The 17,811-nt window shown below is 36.3% G+C and carries 19 protein-coding genes; all 19 read left to right on the forward strand.

What is annotated here, in order from left to right:
- Positions 1-481 precede the first annotated feature (481 nt).
- A complete protein-coding gene (gene lspA, locus D2K40_RS03560; protein ID WP_117153061.1) occupies positions 482-949 on the forward strand; it encodes a signal peptidase II in 468 nt (155 codons plus the stop codon).
- Positions 946-1,860, forward strand: coding sequence for an RluA family pseudouridine synthase (locus D2K40_RS03565; protein WP_117153063.1), 915 nt, complete (start codon positions 946-948; stop codon positions 1,858-1,860). The genes lspA and D2K40_RS03565 overlap by 4 nt, the downstream gene beginning before the upstream one ends.
- Positions 1,861-2,040: 180 nt before the next feature.
- The gene (pyrR, locus tag D2K40_RS03570; protein WP_117153065.1) at positions 2,041-2,583 is read left to right on the forward strand and encodes a bifunctional pyr operon transcriptional regulator/uracil phosphoribosyltransferase PyrR; all 543 of its coding nucleotides are present in this window, start codon (positions 2,041-2,043) and stop codon (positions 2,581-2,583) included.
- Between the two features lie 142 nt (positions 2,584-2,725).
- Complete coding sequence (locus D2K40_RS03575) at positions 2,726-4,102, forward strand: solute carrier family 23 protein (RefSeq protein ID WP_117153067.1); 1,377 nt, start codon at positions 2,726-2,728, stop codon at positions 4,100-4,102.
- Between the two features lie 58 nt (positions 4,103-4,160).
- Positions 4,161-5,093 (forward strand): aspartate carbamoyltransferase catalytic subunit, encoded by a 933-nt coding sequence (locus tag D2K40_RS03580; RefSeq protein ID WP_117153068.1) that lies wholly within the window; start codon positions 4,161-4,163, stop codon positions 5,091-5,093.
- A complete protein-coding gene (locus D2K40_RS03585) occupies positions 5,050-6,336 on the forward strand; it encodes a dihydroorotase (RefSeq protein WP_117153070.1) in 1,287 nt (428 codons plus the stop codon). Before D2K40_RS03580 ends, D2K40_RS03585 begins: the two co-directional genes overlap by 44 nt.
- Entirely contained in the window at positions 6,329-7,450 is a 1,122-nt protein-coding gene (locus D2K40_RS03590; RefSeq protein ID WP_117153072.1) for a carbamoyl phosphate synthase small subunit, read from the forward strand. The genes D2K40_RS03585 and D2K40_RS03590 overlap by 8 nt, the downstream gene beginning before the upstream one ends.
- Entirely contained in the window at positions 7,429-10,629 is a 3,201-nt protein-coding gene (carB, locus tag D2K40_RS03595; RefSeq protein ID WP_117153074.1) for a carbamoyl-phosphate synthase large subunit, read from the forward strand. The genes D2K40_RS03590 and carB overlap by 22 nt, the downstream gene beginning before the upstream one ends.
- Complete coding sequence (locus D2K40_RS03600; RefSeq protein ID WP_117153076.1) at positions 10,626-11,396, forward strand: dihydroorotate dehydrogenase electron transfer subunit; 771 nt, start codon at positions 10,626-10,628, stop codon at positions 11,394-11,396. Before carB ends, D2K40_RS03600 begins: the two co-directional genes overlap by 4 nt.
- Positions 11,393-12,331 (forward strand): dihydroorotate dehydrogenase, encoded by a 939-nt coding sequence (locus D2K40_RS03605; protein WP_117153078.1) that lies wholly within the window; start codon positions 11,393-11,395, stop codon positions 12,329-12,331. Before D2K40_RS03600 ends, D2K40_RS03605 begins: the two co-directional genes overlap by 4 nt.
- Positions 12,303-13,016, forward strand: a complete 714-nt coding sequence (gene pyrF, locus D2K40_RS03610) for an orotidine-5'-phosphate decarboxylase (protein ID WP_117153080.1) — start codon at positions 12,303-12,305, stop codon at positions 13,014-13,016. Before D2K40_RS03605 ends, pyrF begins: the two co-directional genes overlap by 29 nt.
- Positions 13,003-13,626: an orotate phosphoribosyltransferase gene (gene pyrE / locus D2K40_RS03615; RefSeq protein WP_117153082.1), complete on the forward strand. Its 624-nt coding sequence runs from the start codon at positions 13,003-13,005 to the stop codon at positions 13,624-13,626. The genes pyrF and pyrE overlap by 14 nt, the downstream gene beginning before the upstream one ends.
- A gap of 394 nt (positions 13,627-14,020) precedes the next feature.
- Entirely contained in the window at positions 14,021-14,338 is a 318-nt protein-coding gene (locus D2K40_RS03620) for a hypothetical protein (protein WP_117153084.1), read from the forward strand.
- Positions 14,339-14,480: 142 nt separating this feature from the next.
- A complete protein-coding gene (locus tag D2K40_RS03625; protein ID WP_117153087.1) occupies positions 14,481-14,831 on the forward strand; it encodes a hypothetical protein in 351 nt (116 codons plus the stop codon).
- A 76-nt stretch (positions 14,832-14,907) separates the two neighbouring features.
- Complete coding sequence (locus D2K40_RS03630; protein ID WP_117153089.1) at positions 14,908-15,318, forward strand: hypothetical protein; 411 nt, start codon at positions 14,908-14,910, stop codon at positions 15,316-15,318.
- A gap of 105 nt (positions 15,319-15,423) precedes the next feature.
- The gene (locus D2K40_RS03635; protein ID WP_229666584.1) at positions 15,424-15,876 is read left to right on the forward strand and encodes an HIT family protein; all 453 of its coding nucleotides are present in this window, start codon (positions 15,424-15,426) and stop codon (positions 15,874-15,876) included.
- A 107-nt stretch (positions 15,877-15,983) separates the two neighbouring features.
- Entirely contained in the window at positions 15,984-16,853 is an 870-nt protein-coding gene (locus D2K40_RS03640) for a hypothetical protein (RefSeq protein WP_162879125.1), read from the forward strand.
- 206 nt (positions 16,854-17,059) lie between these two features.
- Positions 17,060-17,248 (forward strand): hypothetical protein, encoded by a 189-nt coding sequence (locus D2K40_RS03645; RefSeq protein WP_117153095.1) that lies wholly within the window; start codon positions 17,060-17,062, stop codon positions 17,246-17,248.
- A 112-nt stretch (positions 17,249-17,360) separates the two neighbouring features.
- Positions 17,361-17,811: helix-turn-helix domain-containing protein (locus D2K40_RS03650; RefSeq protein WP_162879126.1), on the forward strand; the 451-nt coding region annotated here is incomplete at its 3' end.

The raw sequence follows: 17,811 nt of genomic DNA on the forward strand, positions 1-17,811 counted from the left end.
GTTTAAAAATACAAGAACGCTTTACAGCCAACCCTAGTGCTAGAAAAGCGTAGTTTCTCAAATCATAATTAGACCAACTAACTAGCGCAGGAAACAAAGGCTTGATACTCCTACGGGAACAGCGCGAGCCGAAGATCCACTTGGTAAAGTGCATTTCTTTACCAAGTTAGCTAAGGCCGTGCTCGTGGAAAGGGAAAGCCTTTGTTTCCGTAGCGGGTTAGTAACTTACATTACTTTCTACTGCCGATTAGGTCAATAAATTTAATAAGTCATATTAATATAACTTTTTAAAATAACTTCCATAAGTAAAATCACAACTATATTAGCATAATCTATCTGAAGGCAGCTTTCCACCGACTTAAGACCGAGATTCTTCCGGTCTTAAATTGTATTTAAATCGTAATGAAGTTTTTCGCTTTTACTGCAATTTGTGGTAAAATGCTAGAGAGCGAAGATGATAGATAGAACGGGGGAGAGTATAATGCGCTATTATTTATTAGCGTTTGCCATCATTGTTATTGATCAATTAACGAAATGGTGGGTTATAGCAAATATGGAGTTACGTGAAAGCATAACAGTGATTGAAAATTTCTTTTATATCACATCACATCGGAATACAGGAGCTGCTTGGGGAATACTAGCAGGAAAAATGACCTTCTTTTATATTATAACAGCAGTTGTAATAGTGGTGATTTGTTATTACATACAAAAAATTGCAAAAGATAGTGCATTAACAGGAGTTGCATTAGGATTAATTCTAGGTGGAGCAATTGGTAATTTTATTGATCGACTAGTCCATAAAGAAGTTGTCGACTTTTTTGACGTTTATCTTGGAAGTTATAACTATCCGATCTTTAATATTGCTGATTCGGCTTTAGTTGTCGGAGTTATTCTTGTCCTAATCGCTACATTGTTAGATGAAAGAAATGAAAGGAGAAAAAAGGCATGACAGAAAGCAAACATATCGTATTGCCTGAAGAAAAAGGCAAACGAATAGATAAAGTATTAACTACTGTTGCAGAAGAAGCATCACGTTCTCAAATTCAATCATGGATTAAGGAAGGGTATGTACTTGTTGATGGGTCTCCAGTAAAAAATAATTATAAATGTGAAGAGGGTGCAACAATAACGTGGAAGATACCTGAACCTGAAGCAATTGATGTGGTTGCAGAAAATATCCCATTAGATATAGTTTATGAAGATCAAGATCTGCTTGTTGTGAATAAGCGGAGAGGAATGGTTGTACATCCATCAGCAGGACACGCGAATGGAACGTTGGTTAATGCTTTGCTTTATCATTGTGATGATTTATCAGGTATAAATGATGTGATTCGTCCAGGTATTGTGCATCGAATTGATCGTGATACAAGTGGCTTGTTAATGGTTGCAAAAAACGATCACTCTCATCAAGCATTAGCAGCACAACTTGAAGCAAAAACTGTGAAACGTTCCTATGAAGCACTAGTCCATGGTGCAATACCTCATGAATATGGTACGATTGAAGCCCCGCTTGGACGTGATCCTAAAGATAGACAAAAGATTGCTGTTGTTGCAGGTGGCAAGCCTGCAGTTACTCATTTTGAGGTGAATGAACGAATAGGCGACAAATTCACATATGTGAAATGTGTGTTAGAGACGGGTAGAACACATCAAATTCGTGTTCATATGAAATATATTGGTTTTCCACTAGTTGGTGATCCAAAGTATGGCCCAAGGAAAACAATTGTAATGGGTGGACAAGCATTACACGCAAAAGAATTGGGCTTTGAACATCCACGTTCAAAAGAGTGGATGCAATTTGAAGTAGAAGCACCAAATGATTTTCAAGATACTTTAAAAAAGATTAAAGAAATGCGTTGACATTTGCAAGGTTTTTTGGAATAATAAGAGTTAATAAAATGACCTTTAATTACAGTCCCGTGAGGCTGAAAAGGATTCGGTAAACAGGATAGAAGTATCTTTCTATCTAAATCCCTTTTCTCGCACACGGAGAAAAGGGATTTTTTTGGTCATTTATCAAAGAAAGTGAGGGTGAGTGCTATGAAGCAAAAAGCAGTTGTTTTAGACCATGCAGCAATAAACCGAGCGCTTACTAGAATTGCCCATGAAATTCTGGAAAGAAATAAAGGTGTCGATGACTTGATGCTTGTGGGGATTAAAACAAGAGGATGTCCACTAGCTAATCGATTAGGTGCAAAAATTGCCGAAATAGAAGGGGTAGAAGTACCAATCGGAGAAATTGATATAACACTTTATCGTGACGATCTAAGTCATGTCTCTTCTGATGAGCAGCCGGTAATTCATCAAGCTGATCTTCAATCAAAAATTTCTGGGAAGAAATTAATTTTAGTTGATGATGTATTATATACTGGGAGGACCGTTCGGGCTGCAATGGATGCGATTATTGATCAAGGTAGACCATCACAAATTCAATTAGCTGTTTTAATTGATCGTGGTCATCGTGAACTGCCAATTCGAGCAGATTACATTGGTAAAAACATTCCAACTTCACAAGATGAAGTAATAGTTGTAGCTTTAGATGAAACAGATCACGAAGAACAAGTAAGTATTTACGAAAATTAATATATCTAACCTTTAAGTAAGTCCTGTGAGGCTTGCAAGGTTGTTAAGGGATACGTGTATATTTAGACACGTCTACCTCTTTGCAACTTTGCAAAGAGGTTTTTTTTATGAAAAAAAAGAGAAAAATTGGGGAGGAAGTCAAATGTCACGATTAGATATGGTGATGGATGTAAGAGATGTACCGCAAAAATCAAAATGGTTTATGTTAAGTTTACAGCACTTATTTGCAATGTTTGGAGCAACTATTTTAGTTCCATTTTTAACAGGTTTACCCCCTGCAGTTGCGCTTATTTCAAGTGGTTCAGGGACACTTGCTTATTTATTTATCACACGAGGAAGAATTCCTGCCTACTTAGGTTCAAGCTTTGCGTTTATTGCGCCAATTGGAGCGGCGATAAGTGATAGTGGTGTACCGGGAGCAATGGTAGGGAGTTTCTTCGCGGGTCTTGTTTATGGTGTTTTAGCATTGTTAATTGGATTTTTTGGTTTAGATTGGTTAATGAAGATTTTACCTCCAATTGTTGTTGGACCAGTTATTATTGTAATTGGTTTAGGGTTAGCACCAACAGCAATCGGTATGGCAATGAATGATGCTAGTGGTACCTATAGTGGAACGCATTTTCTTGTTGCGATTGTTACATTAGCAGTCACAGTTATAGGTTCATTATTTTTTAAAGGCTTCTTTGGACTAATACCAATATTAATCGGTATCGTAACGGGTTATCTTTTTGCCTTAACACAAGGAATTGTAGATACATCTGCATTGAGTGTGACATGGTCGAATATTGCAGGAGCAGAAACAGTTGGCGCGTTTTTGGGTGCGATTTTCGTCATACCAGAATTTGTTATCCCTTTTAAAGATTACAATCCACTAGATGTATTCAGTTGGAGCATCTTCTGGTTAATGGTTCCAGTAGCAACTGTAACAATTGCAGAACATATCGGTGACCAAATGGTTTTATCAAAAGTTGTAGGACGTAATTTTATCAAAGAACCTGGCTTACATCGTTCGATCCTAGGTGATGGTGTAGCAACGTTAATTGCTTCTGTCTTAGGTGGACCACCAAACACGACTTATGGTGAAAATATTGGTGTGTTAGCCATTACGCGTGTGTTTAGTGTATTCGTTATTGGAGGAGCAGCAGTTCTCGCAATCACATTTGGCTTTGTTGGAATAATATCAGATTTAATCAGTTCAATCCCAACCGCGGTTATGGGTGGTGTGTCGATTCTATTATTCGGTATTATCGCATCAAGTGGATTGCGCATGTTAGTTGATAATCAAGTTGATCTTGGTAATAATAGAAATCTTATTGTAGCATCTGTCATTCTAGTAATTGGAATAGGGGGAGCACTAGTACGATTTAATGTTTTTGGACAAAATGTTGAAATTCAAGGTATGGCCCTTGCAGCAATTACTGGTGTGCTGCTAAATCTTGTGTTACCAGGAAAAGAAACAGGTTATGGCAATGGAAATATGTTTAAAACAGAAGAACACATAGAAGAAGAGCAAGAATAATAGAAAGGGACTGTCTAGATTACTAGACAGTCCCTTCACTAAAAGGAGGATCTTTTAAATGAACCATTTTGTTTCTATGAAAAACTTATCAGAACATGAAATGTTGCAGCTAATTAAATTGACTAATGATTTTGAGATAAATGGAATCCCTCATTTTAATGAGAAAATATTTGCTGCAAATTTATTCTTTGAACCAAGTACACGAACAAAAATGAGTTTTGTTGTGGCGCAAAAGAAATTAGGCATAGAAACACTTGATTTTCATGCGGAAGCATCAAGCCTTCTAAAGGGAGAGAGCATGTATGACACAGCTAAAACGTTTGAAGCGATTGGAGCACAACTGCTAGTTGTAAGACACCCTGAAGATCATGCTGTACAGGAATTAGCAAAGAGAATGACAATTCCGGTAATCAATGCTGGAGATGGTTCAGGAGAACACCCAACACAATCCTTGCTCGATTTATATACCATGTATCAAGAATTTCAATCATTTAAAGGATTAAACGTAGTAATAATTGGTGACATAAAACATAGTCGTGTTGCGCGATCCAATGCTTATGCATTAAAGACTCTAGGAGCAAATGTTTACTTGTCAACAAAAAAAGAATGGCAAGATGAAACGTTAGACTTTCCTTATATAGACATAGATGATGCTGTTGCAATTAGTGATGTCGTAATGCTGTTACGTGTTCAATTAGAAAGACATCAAGACAATGAACTGCTCAACGACGCTGCGTATTTAGAACAGTATGGATTAACAAAAAAGCGCGAGCAAAATATGCTTCGTCATGCAATTATTATGCATCCAGCACCAGTTAATCGAGGAGTTGAAATTGATAGTGACTTGGTAGAATCAAAACGTTCACGCATTTTTAAACAAATGGAAAACGGTGTAGTTGCTAGAATGGCAATTATCTATCATCTATTTCAAACAAGGGGGATTGGACATGCAACTGCTTTTAACAAACGCAAAACAAGTATTAGCAAATAATGAATGTGTTCCATGTGAAGTGAAAATAGAAGATGGAGTTATTAAGGAAATTGCTAATAAGATTGAAAATAGACAAGCTGATTCCGTAATTGATTGCCAAGGAAATCTTCTGACACCAGGTTTTATTGATGTCCATGTACATTTAAGAGAACCAGGGGGATCAGCAAAGGAAACAATTGAAACAGGAACAAAAGCGGCAGCAAGAGGTGGATATACAACAGTGTGTTCGATGCCTAATACAAATCCTGTTCCAGATAATCCGTCAGTTTTAAGAGATATATTGAATAAAATAGACGATACAGCAAAGGTTCGCGTGCTACCTTATGCGTCAATTACGAAAGGCTTAAATGGCGAGCAACTGACTGATATGAAAGCATTAAAAGAAGCTGGTGCTTTTGGATTCACAGATGATGGTGTTGGGGTGCAGACAGCTGATCAAATGTTACAGGCAATGAAGCAAGCGGCAGCACTTAATATGACGATAGTTGCCCATTGTGAAGATAACTCACTGATTCATAGCGGCGTGGTACATGATGGAGAAGTAAGTGCTCGATTAGGTGTTAATGGCATTCCATCAATATGTGAATCGGTGCAAATTGCACGAGATGTACTACTAGCAGAAGCTACAGGCTGTCATTATCATGTTTGTCATGTTAGTACAAAGGAGTCTGTGCGAGTGATTCGTGATGCAAAGCGTGCGGGCATTTATGTTACAGCCGAGGTTACCCCACATCATTTGTTACTAAACGAGAAAGATATCGTTTCGGCTGATCCTAATTTTAAAATGAATCCACCACTTCGCTCACAACAAGATCAACAAGCATTATTCGATGGTTTAATAGATGGAACAATTGATTTTATCGCAACAGATCATGCACCACACACAGAAGCAGAAAAGCAAAAAGGCATCAATGAAGCGCCATTTGGCATTGTAGGTTTAGAAACGGCATTTGCCTTACTACATACAAATTTTGTAGAGACAAACAAAATAACTCTAACACAATTAATTGAGTGGTTAACAATCAAACCAGCCCAAGTATTTGGTCTACATGCAGGTGAACTAAAGCAAGGAGCTATAGCAGACCTAACACTATTAAACTTGGAAGAAAAGTGGGTAATTGATAAAGATCACTTTTACTCAAAAGGAAAAAACACACCTTTTAATGAGTGGGAAGTAACAGGAAAACCTGTACTGACACTTGTTAATGGGGAGATCGTCTATAAGGAGGCAGCATATGTTTAAACGTCAACTGGTACTTGAAGATGGTACGATATTTACTGGAAAAGCATTTGGTAGTTTAGAAGAAAGCATTGGTGAGGTAGTTTTTAATACAGGTATGACAGGTTATCAAGAAATTTTATCTGATCCATCTTATTGCGGTCAAATTGTTACGATGACATATCCGTTAATTGGAAATTATGGTGTGAATAGAGATGATTTTGAAACAATTAATCCTTCTATTCATGGGTTAGTTGTAAAAGAAATGTGCGAGCAACCTTCAAATTTTCGTAACGAAGAAACATTAGATAGTTATTTAAAAGCAAAGGATATACCAGCTATTGCAGGAATAGATACAAGAAAACTAACAAAGATTATCCGAAAGCACGGTACGATGAAGGCTGTCCTAACGAAGGCAAAAGCTGATTTTACTGAAAACTATCAATCTATTGATTTTGAAAACATAGGATTAATGTCTGATCAAGTAGAGCGTGTTTCAACAGTTAAACCATATGTTGTACCTGGAAGAGGGAAACGAATTGTATTAGTTGATTTTGGAATGAAACATGGAATATTACGAGATTTAACCAAACGGAATTGTCATGTAACTGTTGTTCCATATCACTATTCTGCTGACGAGATAGAGCGTTTAAAGCCTGACGGAATTATGCTGACAAATGGACCTGGGGATCCGAAAGATGTTCCGGAAGCAATCGAGATGATTAAATCATTGATTCACAATACCCCTATTTTTGGAATTTGTTTAGGGCATCAATTATTAGCATTAGCATGTGGTGCAGATACAGAAAAAATGGTCTTTGGGCATAGAGGTTCAAACCACCCAGTGAAAGATTTAGAACGAAACAAAACATATATAACATCGCAAAACCATGGCTATGCTGTCACAACTCATTCATTAGAAAAGACAGAACTAGTTTTAACTCAAACTGCTTTAAATGATAACTCTGTTGAGGGTATCAGGCATCGAACATATCCAGCTTTTTCAGTGCAATATCACCCTGAAAGTTCACCAGGGCCAGAAGATACAAGTCATTTATTTGATGCATTTCTTTCTGAAATAAACCAACACCAAAAGAAAGCAAAGGGGGATCTTACATGCCAAAGCGTACAGATATAAAAAAGATATTGGTGATCGGTTCTGGACCGATTATTATTGGACAAGCAGCGGAGTTTGATTATTCAGGTACACAAGCATGCCAAGCATTAAAAGAGGAAGGATACACTGTAATATTAGCGAATTCGAATCCTGCCACAATCATGACAGATCATACCATTGCGGACACTGTATACATGGAACCATTAACGGTTGAATTTTTAACAAAGATCATTCGCAAAGAACAACCTGATGCAATTTTACCTACTTTAGGTGGACAGACTGGTTTAAATCTAGCTGTTGCACTTGATCAGACAGGAATTTTAGAAGTTTATGGTACGGAACTCTTAGGTACATCATTAGAAGCAATTCAATTAGCAGAAGACCGCGAGAAATTCCGCGCGTTAATGCACGAGTTAAATGAGCCTGTTCCTGAAAGTGATATTGTGACAACCGTTGAAGGTGCAATTAATTTTGCTGAAAAAATCGGATTTCCATTGATTGTACGGCCGGCATATACACTTGGTGGTACTGGTGGTGGCATGTGTTATAACGAACAGCAGTTGCGTGAAATTACCAGAAGTGGTTTGGCACTATCTCCGGTCAATCAGTGCTTAATTGAACGAAATATTGCGGGGTTTAAAGAAATTGAATATGAAGTAATGCGTGATAAAAATGACCAAGCAATTGTGGTTTGTAATATGGAAAATATTGATCCAGTTGGAATTCATACAGGTGATTCAATTGTTGTTGCACCATCACAAACATTGAGTGACCGAGAATACCAATTACTACGGAATGCGTCATTAAAAATAATTCGCGCATTAAAAATTGAAGGTGGATGTAATGTTCAACTTGCCATCGATCCACACAGCTTCAATTATAATATCATTGAAGTTAACCCTAGGGTAAGCCGCTCATCTGCATTGGCATCAAAGGCTACTGGCTATCCAATTGCAAAAATAGCAGCAAAAATTGCAGTTGGTTTAACATTAGATGAAATTAAAAACCCGATAACGCAGACGACATATGCCGCTTTTGAGCCAGCATTAGATTATGTTGTAACAAAATTTCCAAGATTTCCATTTGATAAATTTACAACAGGTAATCGAACGCTTGGAACACAAATGAAGGCTACTGGAGAAGTAATGGCAATAGGTCGTACTTTTGAAGAGTCATTTTTAAAGGGGATTCGTTCATTGGATATTAGTGGGGATGAATTTTATTTGCCACACCTTGAACAAGATTCACTCGATAGCTTAAAAGAAAAACTAATCCATGCTGATGACGAACGCGTTTTTGTTTTAGCTGAAGCATTTCGTCGAAACCTATCTATCGAAATAGTACACGAGCTTACAAAAATAGATTTTTATTTTTTGAATAAAATCAAATCACTGATCAACTTGGAAACAAGATTAATAGACAATAAAAGTTCAAAAGACGTACTTCAAGAAGCAAAAGAAGCTGGATTTTCCGATACGCATATTGCCCGTCTTTGGGAAGTAGAAATAGACGATGTATATCTACAAAGGAAATTGGAGCATATCCATCCAGTATTCAAAATGGTTGATACATGCGCTGCAGAATTTGAATCGGCAACACCCTATTTTTATAGCAGCTATGAAGAAGAACAAGAATCTATTCCAACTTCGAATCAAAAAGTACTTGTATTGGGTTCGGGTCCAATACGGATAGGACAAGGGATTGAATTTGACTATGCAACAGTCCACTCTGTTTTAGCATTAAAAGAAGCGGGTTATGAAGCGATTATTATGAATAATAACCCGGAAACAGTTTCAACTGATTTCAGTGTGTCAGATAAATTATATTTTGAACCATTGACATTAGAAGATGTGATGCATGTTGTTGAAATAGAAAATCCGATTGGTGTGATTGTCCAGTTCGGAGGACAAACTGCGATAAATTTAGCATCAGGATTAGAAAGACGTGGTGTGGTGATTCTAGGTACTTCACTAGAAGCAATTGACCTAGCGGAGGATCGAGATAAATTTGAGCAACTATTAACTAGTATTGATGTCCCGCAACCTAAAGGGAAAAGTGTCCGTCAATTAGAGCAAGCGAAAGAAACAGCAAAGGAAATTGGTTATCCTGTTTTAGTACGACCGTCCTATGTTATTGGCGGAAGTCAAATGGAAATTGTCTATAACGAGGATGAGCTATTCAGTTATTTACAAAAAACAACACATATCAAGCACAAACATCCTGTATTAATTGACAAATATTTAACCGGAATTGAAGTAGAAGTAGATGCGATTAGTGATGGCGAAACAACAATTATACCAGGTATTATGGAGCATATTGAGCGTGCAGGTGTCCATTCAGGCGATTCAATAGCAGTTTATCCAACACAACGGATTAAGCCTGCGGTTAAACAACAATTAATTGATACTACGATAAAAATAGCAGAACGATTACAAGTAAAGGGATTAGTTAACATCCAATTTGTTGTCCATCAAGATCAAGTCTATGTGATAGAAGTGAATCCGCGCGCTAGTAGAACGATTCCTTTCTTAAGCAAAATTACAGGTGTCACAATGGCTAATATTGCAACAAAATGCATCGTCGACCAATCTCTAAGTGAAATGGGCTACACAAGCGGATTGCTCCCAGAACCTGATCATGTTTCAGTAAAAGTTCCTGTCTTTTCTTTTGAAAAATTACGAAGTGTTGACACAATTCTGGGACCAGAAATGAAATCAACTGGAGAGGCGATAGGTCGAGATAAGACATTAGCAAAAGCTTTGTATAAAGGGCTAATTGCTTCAGGACTTTCGATTCCAATGGAAGGAGCTGTACTGTTAACTGTTGCGGATAAAGATAAAAAAGAGATAGTTGAAATAGCAGAACGGTTCCATCAGTTAGGGTTTCATTTATACGCTACAACTGGGACAGCACAGTATATTCAAAAGCATCAACTACCTGTAACAGAAGTAGGTAAAATTGGAGCAGAAGGGAAAAACGTTCTTTCTATAATTGAAAATGGTGAAGTACAGTTTGTTATCAATACACTTACTTCAGGAAAACGACCACGATCTGATGGCTTTAGAATTCGTCGGGAAGCGGTAGAACATGGAACTGCTTGTTTAACTAGTTTAGATACAGCACTAGCAATTTTAGATGTAATTGATTCAACAACATTTACAGCACAAGCTGTTGTGGCGAACAAGGAGGTCATTAGGTGATCACCAAATCCCTTTTAACAATTGAGCAAGTGAATGAAATTGCGCTAGATACATTTGAAATGAAATTAAAAGCAACGGTTTCTTTAGATGAGGTAGAACCAGGACAGTTCATTCATATCCGAATTGGCAATGACAATGCGCATCAATTACGACGACCTATTTCAATTGCAGATTTAGATAAACCTAAACAGATGATGACTATTGTATTTAAAGTAGTTGGTACTGGTACTGAAACCTTAGCACAGGCTAATGTCGGTGATAAATTAGATATATTACTGCCTTGTGGAACCGGGTATCCGATAGATAAGCTCGAAGTACAGAAAGCATTATTAATTGGGGGCGGAATTGGCGTTCCCCCTCTATATTATCTCGCAAAGCAATTGGTCCAAAAGGGTGTAGAAGTTATCGTTATCTTAGGATTTCAGTCAAAAGAGTACGTTTTTTATGAAGAAAAATTTGCATCACTTGGTGTTTGTCATGTTGTTACGAATGATGGGAGTTATGGTAGTAAAGGGTTTGTAACTAATGTAATACAGGAGCAATCTCCAACGTTTGATTATTATTTCTCTTGTGGACCTACCCCAATGCTTCGAGCAGTTTCTCAAACGTTAAGTGATAAAAAAGGTTACCTTTCATTAGAAGAGCGGATGGGCTGTGGGGTTGGTACTTGTTTTGCTTGTGTCATTCCAACGCCAGAATCATCAACTAGTTATAAAAAGGTCTGTCAAGATGGTCCTGTATTTGAAGCGGATGAGGTGATCCTATGAATAATCTAGCAGTTGAACTTCCTGGATTATCTTTAAAAAACCCAATTATGCCTGCGTCCGGCTGTTTTGGCTTTGGCCGAGAGTATAGCAAATTTTATGACCTGAATAAACTAGGTGCTATCATGATCAAAGCTGCAACGAAAGAAGCACGCTTTGGAAATGCTACACCTAGAGTGGCTGAGACAGCTTCAGGAATGTTAAATGCGATTGGACTACAAAATCCAGGAGTTGAAAAAATTCTAGCTGAAGAGGTTCCATTTTTAATGCAGTATGCTACACCTGTGATAGCAAATGTTGCGGGAAGTACGATTGAAGAATACGAAGCTGTCGCAGAAGCTATTTCAAGATCATCAAACATTGCTGCGATTGAATTAAATATTTCCTGTCCAAATGTTAAGGAGGGTGGGGTGCAATTTGGTACCGATCCAACCTTAGCAAGTGAAGTAACTAGGCGAGTAAAAGCAAAAAGTAATGTTCCAGTTTACGTAAAATTATCACCTAATGTAACGGATATTGTTGAAATAGCAAAAGCAGTTGAAGCAGCCGGAGCCGATGGTTTATCAATGATCAATACATTAACAGGTATGCAAATTGATTTGCATAAGCGTAAGCCGGTTCTTGCGAATAAAATAGGTGGGATGTCAGGTCCTGCTCTAAAACCGATCGCAATTCGAATGATCTATCAAGTAAGACAGCAAGTATCGATTCCAATCATTGGTATGGGTGGTATTACATCAGCGGAAGATGTACTTGAATTTTTACTTGCTGGAGCAAGTGCTGTAGCAGTAGGGACAGCTAATTTTCAAAATCCGTTTATTTGTCCGGAAATCATTGATGCATTACCAGGTGTGTTAGAAAAATGCGGTTTTTCATCAGTAGAAGATGCAATTGGAAAGGGGCATGAACATGCAACAGCCGATATATCTGGCGCTTGATTTTCCTACATGGGAACAAACGGATCGCTTTTTAAAAACAAATAACTTAGATGGTGTTCCAGTCAAAGTGGGGATGGAACTGTTTTATCGGGAAGGGCCAGCTGTGATTGAACAGTTAAAAAAAAGAAACCATTCCATCTTTTTAGACCTTAAACTGCATGACATTCCGACGACAATTTATAAAGCGATGAAAAATCTTGCAAAATTAGAAGTTGATATAGTAAATGTTCATGGGTTTGGTGGAAGTGCAATGATTGCAGCAGCCAAACAAGGTTTAATAGATGGAAGTAATCATGCACAAGTACCGAAACTTCTAGTGGTGACAGTGTTAACGTCAATGGACCAAGCAGTACTAGAGCAAGAATTATCTATACACCAACCGGTAGAAAAGCTTGTAACCGACCTAGCTCTTTTAGGTAAGCATAACGGAGCGGACGGTGTTGTATGTTCTGCACATGAAGCACAAGCTATTAAACAAGTATGTGGAAAAGCTTTTTTAGCAGTGACTCCAGGTATTAGATTGGCAGATACGGCTAATGATGACCAAAAAAGAATTGGAACACCAACATTTGCCAAAAAACAAGGTGTTGATGCACTTGTAATAGGTCGAAGTATTACTGCAGCAACAGAACCACACGTGATGTATCAAAAAGCGATAAAGGAGTGGAATCATGTCTTTAGCTAAACAAATTGCCAATGATTTATATAAAATAAAAGCTATTCAAATAAAACCTGATCGTTCTTTTACTTGGACATCTGGTATAAAATCGCCAATTTACTGTGATAATCGTTTAACAATGTCGTACCCTGAGATACGAAGTAAAATTGCTACAGCTTTCGTGGAGAAAATTAAAGCATTAGATGTTCAACCAGACGTAATTGCTGGATGTGCAACTGCAGGAATTCCTCATGCGGCATGGTTAGCAGAAAAACTTGATTTACCAATGATTTATGTGCGTGACAAGGCTAAAGCACATGGAAAAGGAAATCAAATAGAGGGGCAAATTGAACCGGGACAAAAAGTGATTGTGGTTGAAGATCTGATTTCAACAGGTGGTTCTTCGCTTAACTCAGCACTTGCACTACGAGAAGAAGGCACAGAGGTATTAGGGGTAATGGCAATTTTTACATACGGATTAGAACAAGCTAAAATGGTATTTGATGAAAAACAAATACCTTTATCTACAATCACAAACTTTGATGTTCTAATCGAGCAATTACTAGAAGCGGAAGCAATTAACGAGAAAGAAAAGAGTAGCTTACTAGAATGGCGCAACACATTAGCATTAGGATAATTGTTGTGGAAAATAACTCTTAAAAGCATAGAGGTTATCCTAACGGGTTCTGTTTCCTATCGCAAACATTAAAAATGTAACATAAAATGACTACTAAATTATACTACAATTTAGTAGTCATTTTTTATTGATATAAAGCCATTTTTCTTATAATTGCTTTTAATATGCAAGGTAAATTGCACGCGAAAAGTTAGATTATATTTTATCTGAACTTTTGTATGTTTATTGAGTGTGTAAAAATATTTTGTGATTTGGAAAGGATATCATTTTTGTTATTTTTTGAAAGGGAATATGGATTTTTATGTTAAAATAAATATAGAGTTTGTGAAGGATTGATCTTAAACTGGCAGGTTTATTTAATAAGAGAAACGTTTTATACAAGGGAGGTTTATGAATGGAAAATGAAGAACTAAAAGTTTTAAAAAGGGAATTAAACAATAAAATTACTATCTTACAAAGCGAACAAAAATCATTCAAGCGACGTGTCAGCATTATTGCTAACTTAATTCTTCCTGGTATTGGCTTTATCTTATATAATAACTCATATTTAAAAGCTCTTATCTCATTTGTTCTTTTCGTATCATATAACTATTTATATTTTATCAAGCTAAGCCCTCTAATTGGTGAAATGAGTATTGCCATTTTATATTATATTCCAGCATTGATAATTTGGTTTGTCAGTGCAATAATGGTCGCAAGTTTGGACGACTGATTTTTCACTAAACGAGAGGATAGTAGAAAGGAGATGTCATTAAGGTAGCTCCATTTTTTTGCTGAAGGGCAGGCTAGCAAAAGAAGCGTTTCTTATTTTACGAGCAAGAAGTGTGTTAAAAAAAGGCTAGGAGGCTTACTCTATGCGAAAGGTTTTTCTATCACTCTATGTAGGCCTAATTGGTGTATTAACTCTTGGTTGTTCGTCTACCGACAAAGTTTCTGCGCCTGAAATGGTAACCCCTGATGAAAGTAAATATAGTGTAATTGTAACTTCGCACACCGAAAACAGAGAGGTCTGGCAAGAAATTATTGATGAGTACGTTGATAAGAATGTGGTTCAAATTGTCACTTGGGGTGTCAATCCTTATATCGAAGATTTAGATATTGAATTAGAAAAGAATACAATAGCATTGGTCTTTGACCACAAAGAACTGGTTTATACATCTACAGAACCTCAAGAATTAGAAGATTTTCTTGAAAATAAACAATAATTCATTTGTAGCTTCTTTTATGGCATTAAGTGACAGGTTTCTTGAATATACAAAGAAACAAGATATGTGCAAATAGGTGTTAAATTGGATAGAGATAGGGGGGATTTTCCTGAGGTTATCAAGAAGTTTTTTTATACTTATTTTTGTTGTTTTATTAACCGCTTGTTCTAATACGGAGGAACCAAAAAAAATAGTAGGTGAAACTCCAAGTGAATCAAAAGGGGCATTTGCTTTTGAAGGTAGTATATATACGATTGATCGTGGAAAAGTTTTCGTTGAAAATGTAGGGAAAGAAATCGGGGAAATCAAAGCAATAGTAGATGAAATAAATGAGAATGGTGAAGCAGTAATATATGATTCAACCCTCAACTTACAGGTTGGTACTAAAATATTTAAAAGAATAGAGCAAGACCGAAGTAATACTGTTGTTGCTATAAAAATTGACGATACTTATTATGGTGCATTCTTTAATTCAAATCTTAATTAAGGTCCCTCAACAAACGTAAGCATTACCACAACAGCGGTAATACTGTATCTTTTATTAAAGAAGCAGAGTAGTTGGCTAACAAAATAGAAAACTGAATGGAAGGCTGTGTTTAAAGTGGAATGTTTAGGCTGTAATTTAGCAAATAAGCAGGAACCAGTTCATGTAGTTTTAGAGGATGAATATGTTTGTTGCTTCTTGGACCATTCCCCTTACAATGAAGGGCATATCTTGATATTGCCTAAAAAACATACAAGGTATTTTTATGAACTTGATGAAAAAACATCTAATTCAATTATGAATTCTGCAAAGATACTCTCAAAAGTAGTTAAGGAATTGTTTAAATCCGACGGTATTACTATATGTCAAAATGGTGGTAAGTTTGATGAGTTAACTCACTTTCATATGCACGTTGTTCCAAGATATAAAGGTCAAAATTTTGCAGACTTTTATGCCGAAGAACTTGAACATGTAGTAGATGATATTAGGTTATCAAAAACCAAAAGGAAAATAATCAATGCGGTTAATGTTTTAAGAGAAAGTAGGTCAGTACTTTGGTGAAAAATCTTTCTAAAAGGAAAGATTAGACACTATTGAGAAGCTTGTAAGTATCTTAGAACCCCACTGCTTTAGCTGTGGGAGTTATCAGTATGTTAAGGGGGATTGAAATGAAAGAACGGATTATTAGTGTTAAAAGAGTAATAGTAATAAACGCGCTAGCTATTATAGTTGCTGCTTTAATTGCAATATTCTTTCATGCTATTGTACCTGCCGATGTGAATCTAGAAGATTTTGATAGTATATTTGTAAAACTTTTTGGATTTCCTGTAGTAGCAGTTTTCTACTTTGTTTTATTGTTTTTACACTGTGTTATTGTTATGCGATATTTTGGAAAACGGTCAAGTATAACAAAATTGCAAATCGGATTTCGGTTTGGGACAGTCTTTGCAGTTCTTTATTTAGTAGGAATGCAGGAAGTTGTTGTTGAGGCTTCGCCTTTTAATGAATGGGGATTAGCATTCGTTAATTACCAATTTTTAATGGGTATAAGTGATGCGATACCCGCATTATTATTATGTATTGTGACTGCTTACTTTACATTAAGTAAAAAGAACACATCTAGCTCTTGGCAGTTATTAAATTTAATAGAAAAAATTAAAGTTGTTGCCCTAATTACAATTACTTTTTTAATAGCTAGGACAGTTGGCTATGAAACAGGTGTAATTGGTAGTAACATTGCTACATTTCCTATTCCCACTTATTTATGGACAATTGTATTTGGAGTCGTTCTAGGATGGTGTTATACGGTTTTGTATCCTATATTTTCTAGTGGTCAGAATAAATTTTTACTTTCTTATAAACTTGTTGTATTAACTATAGGGATAAACTGGATAATATTTAACAGTTTTATCGGATTAATTTTCAGTGGTGTTATGCTCCAACTGCTTGTGCGATGTGGTATAGATATTGCGGTGTTATTTATTACCTCAATAATAATTCAGAAGTACTTTTTAAAATCTGATATACATGCTTCCTGAGTGAAGTATTATCTATCAATCTAAACAATTATATTAGCAATGCATTAAATTAAAAAATAGAAGAGCGAGATGTATAATTTTTCACTAACGGTTGTTTTAGTGGAACAAGGAGTTGTTGATGGCGCAGCTCCTATTGCTTGTTGAGCCAACTTGTAGGATTGTGTAATAAACCTCCTTATTAAACGACTATTGAAATGAGGGATATTATGAATTTAACCATAAAAAATATGAACGAGAATTCAGCTAGAAAAATACTAAGCTGGAGATATGAAAAACCTTATGATTTTTATGAATTAGCCGAGAACACTTGTGACTTCAGTCATGAGATGAATCGGCTTCGGACAAGGGATGGCCATTTGCCATCTCAATTGTCCGATTATTTAAGTGCTACATGAAAGTAATTAGATACGAGTTTTTGTATACACCAACAATCTCGAAAAAACAAGAACAAATGTTTGTGTAACCCTCCCCAAAATGGTATAATTGACCCAATGAGGAGGTGAAACTATGATTGTAAACAAAGCCTATAAATTTCGTATCTATCCCAATAAAAAACAGACTGAACTTATCAATAAAACCATTGGTTGTTCCAGATTCGTTTTTAACTTCTTTTTCGGGAAACAAAAAGAAAAAGATGCTTATTGGTATATCGTCCGGGAAATGGTTCAAAATGGTTACCTACCAGCGAATAACTGGAAAGGGAAGTGTTTAAATAAATACAACACGGTCAAATCTCTCCCTGAATTAAAGAAACACTATGCGTTTTTAAAAGAGGTTGATAGTATTGCCTTGCAAAGATCAGTTGAAAATTTAGCCAATTCCTATAATCGTTACTACAAGAAACAAAATAAGTACCCGCGTTTCAAATCTAAAAAGAATCCTGTTCAGTCTTATACAACAAAACAAACGAACGGAAATATTGCAGTAGTAGATAGGCATATCAAACTCCCAAAACTGG

This window comes from Paraliobacillus quinghaiensis (assembly GCF_003426025.1).
GTDB classification, from domain to species: Bacteria; Bacillota; Bacilli; order Bacillales; family Amphibacillaceae; genus Paraliobacillus_A; species Paraliobacillus_A quinghaiensis.

Excerpts from the sequence above, each read along its gene's own strand:
- pyrR (WP_117153065.1), top strand. The coding sequence starts at position 2,041 with ATGAAGCAAAAAGCAGTTGTTTTAGACCATGCAGCAATAAACCGAGCG.
- D2K40_RS03640 (WP_162879125.1), top strand. The coding sequence starts at position 15,984 with ATGAAAGAACGGATTATTAGTGTTAAAAGAGTAATAGTAATAAACGCG.
- D2K40_RS03625 (WP_117153087.1), top strand. The coding sequence starts at position 14,481 with ATGCGAAAGGTTTTTCTATCACTCTATGTAGGCCTAATTGGTGTATTA.
- D2K40_RS03580 (WP_117153068.1), top strand. The coding sequence starts at position 4,161 with ATGAACCATTTTGTTTCTATGAAAAACTTATCAGAACATGAAATGTTG.
- D2K40_RS03575 (WP_117153067.1), top strand. The coding sequence starts at position 2,726 with ATGTCACGATTAGATATGGTGATGGATGTAAGAGATGTACCGCAAAAA.
- D2K40_RS03565 (WP_117153063.1), top strand. The coding sequence starts at position 946 with ATGACAGAAAGCAAACATATCGTATTGCCTGAAGAAAAAGGCAAACGA.
- D2K40_RS03645 (WP_117153095.1), top strand. The coding sequence starts at position 17,060 with ATGAATTTAACCATAAAAAATATGAACGAGAATTCAGCTAGAAAAATA.
- D2K40_RS03590 (WP_117153072.1), top strand. The coding sequence starts at position 6,329 with ATGTTTAAACGTCAACTGGTACTTGAAGATGGTACGATATTTACTGGA.
- D2K40_RS03605 (WP_117153078.1), top strand. The coding sequence starts at position 11,393 with ATGAATAATCTAGCAGTTGAACTTCCTGGATTATCTTTAAAAAACCCA.
- D2K40_RS03620 (WP_117153084.1), top strand. The coding sequence starts at position 14,021 with ATGGAAAATGAAGAACTAAAAGTTTTAAAAAGGGAATTAAACAATAAA.
- pyrE (WP_117153082.1), top strand. The coding sequence starts at position 13,003 with ATGTCTTTAGCTAAACAAATTGCCAATGATTTATATAAAATAAAAGCT.
- pyrF (WP_117153080.1), top strand. The coding sequence starts at position 12,303 with ATGCAACAGCCGATATATCTGGCGCTTGATTTTCCTACATGGGAACAA.
- lspA (WP_117153061.1), top strand. The coding sequence starts at position 482 with ATGCGCTATTATTTATTAGCGTTTGCCATCATTGTTATTGATCAATTA.
- carB (WP_117153074.1), top strand. The coding sequence starts at position 7,429 with ATGCCAAAGCGTACAGATATAAAAAAGATATTGGTGATCGGTTCTGGA.
- D2K40_RS03585 (WP_117153070.1), top strand. The coding sequence starts at position 5,050 with ATGCAACTGCTTTTAACAAACGCAAAACAAGTATTAGCAAATAATGAA.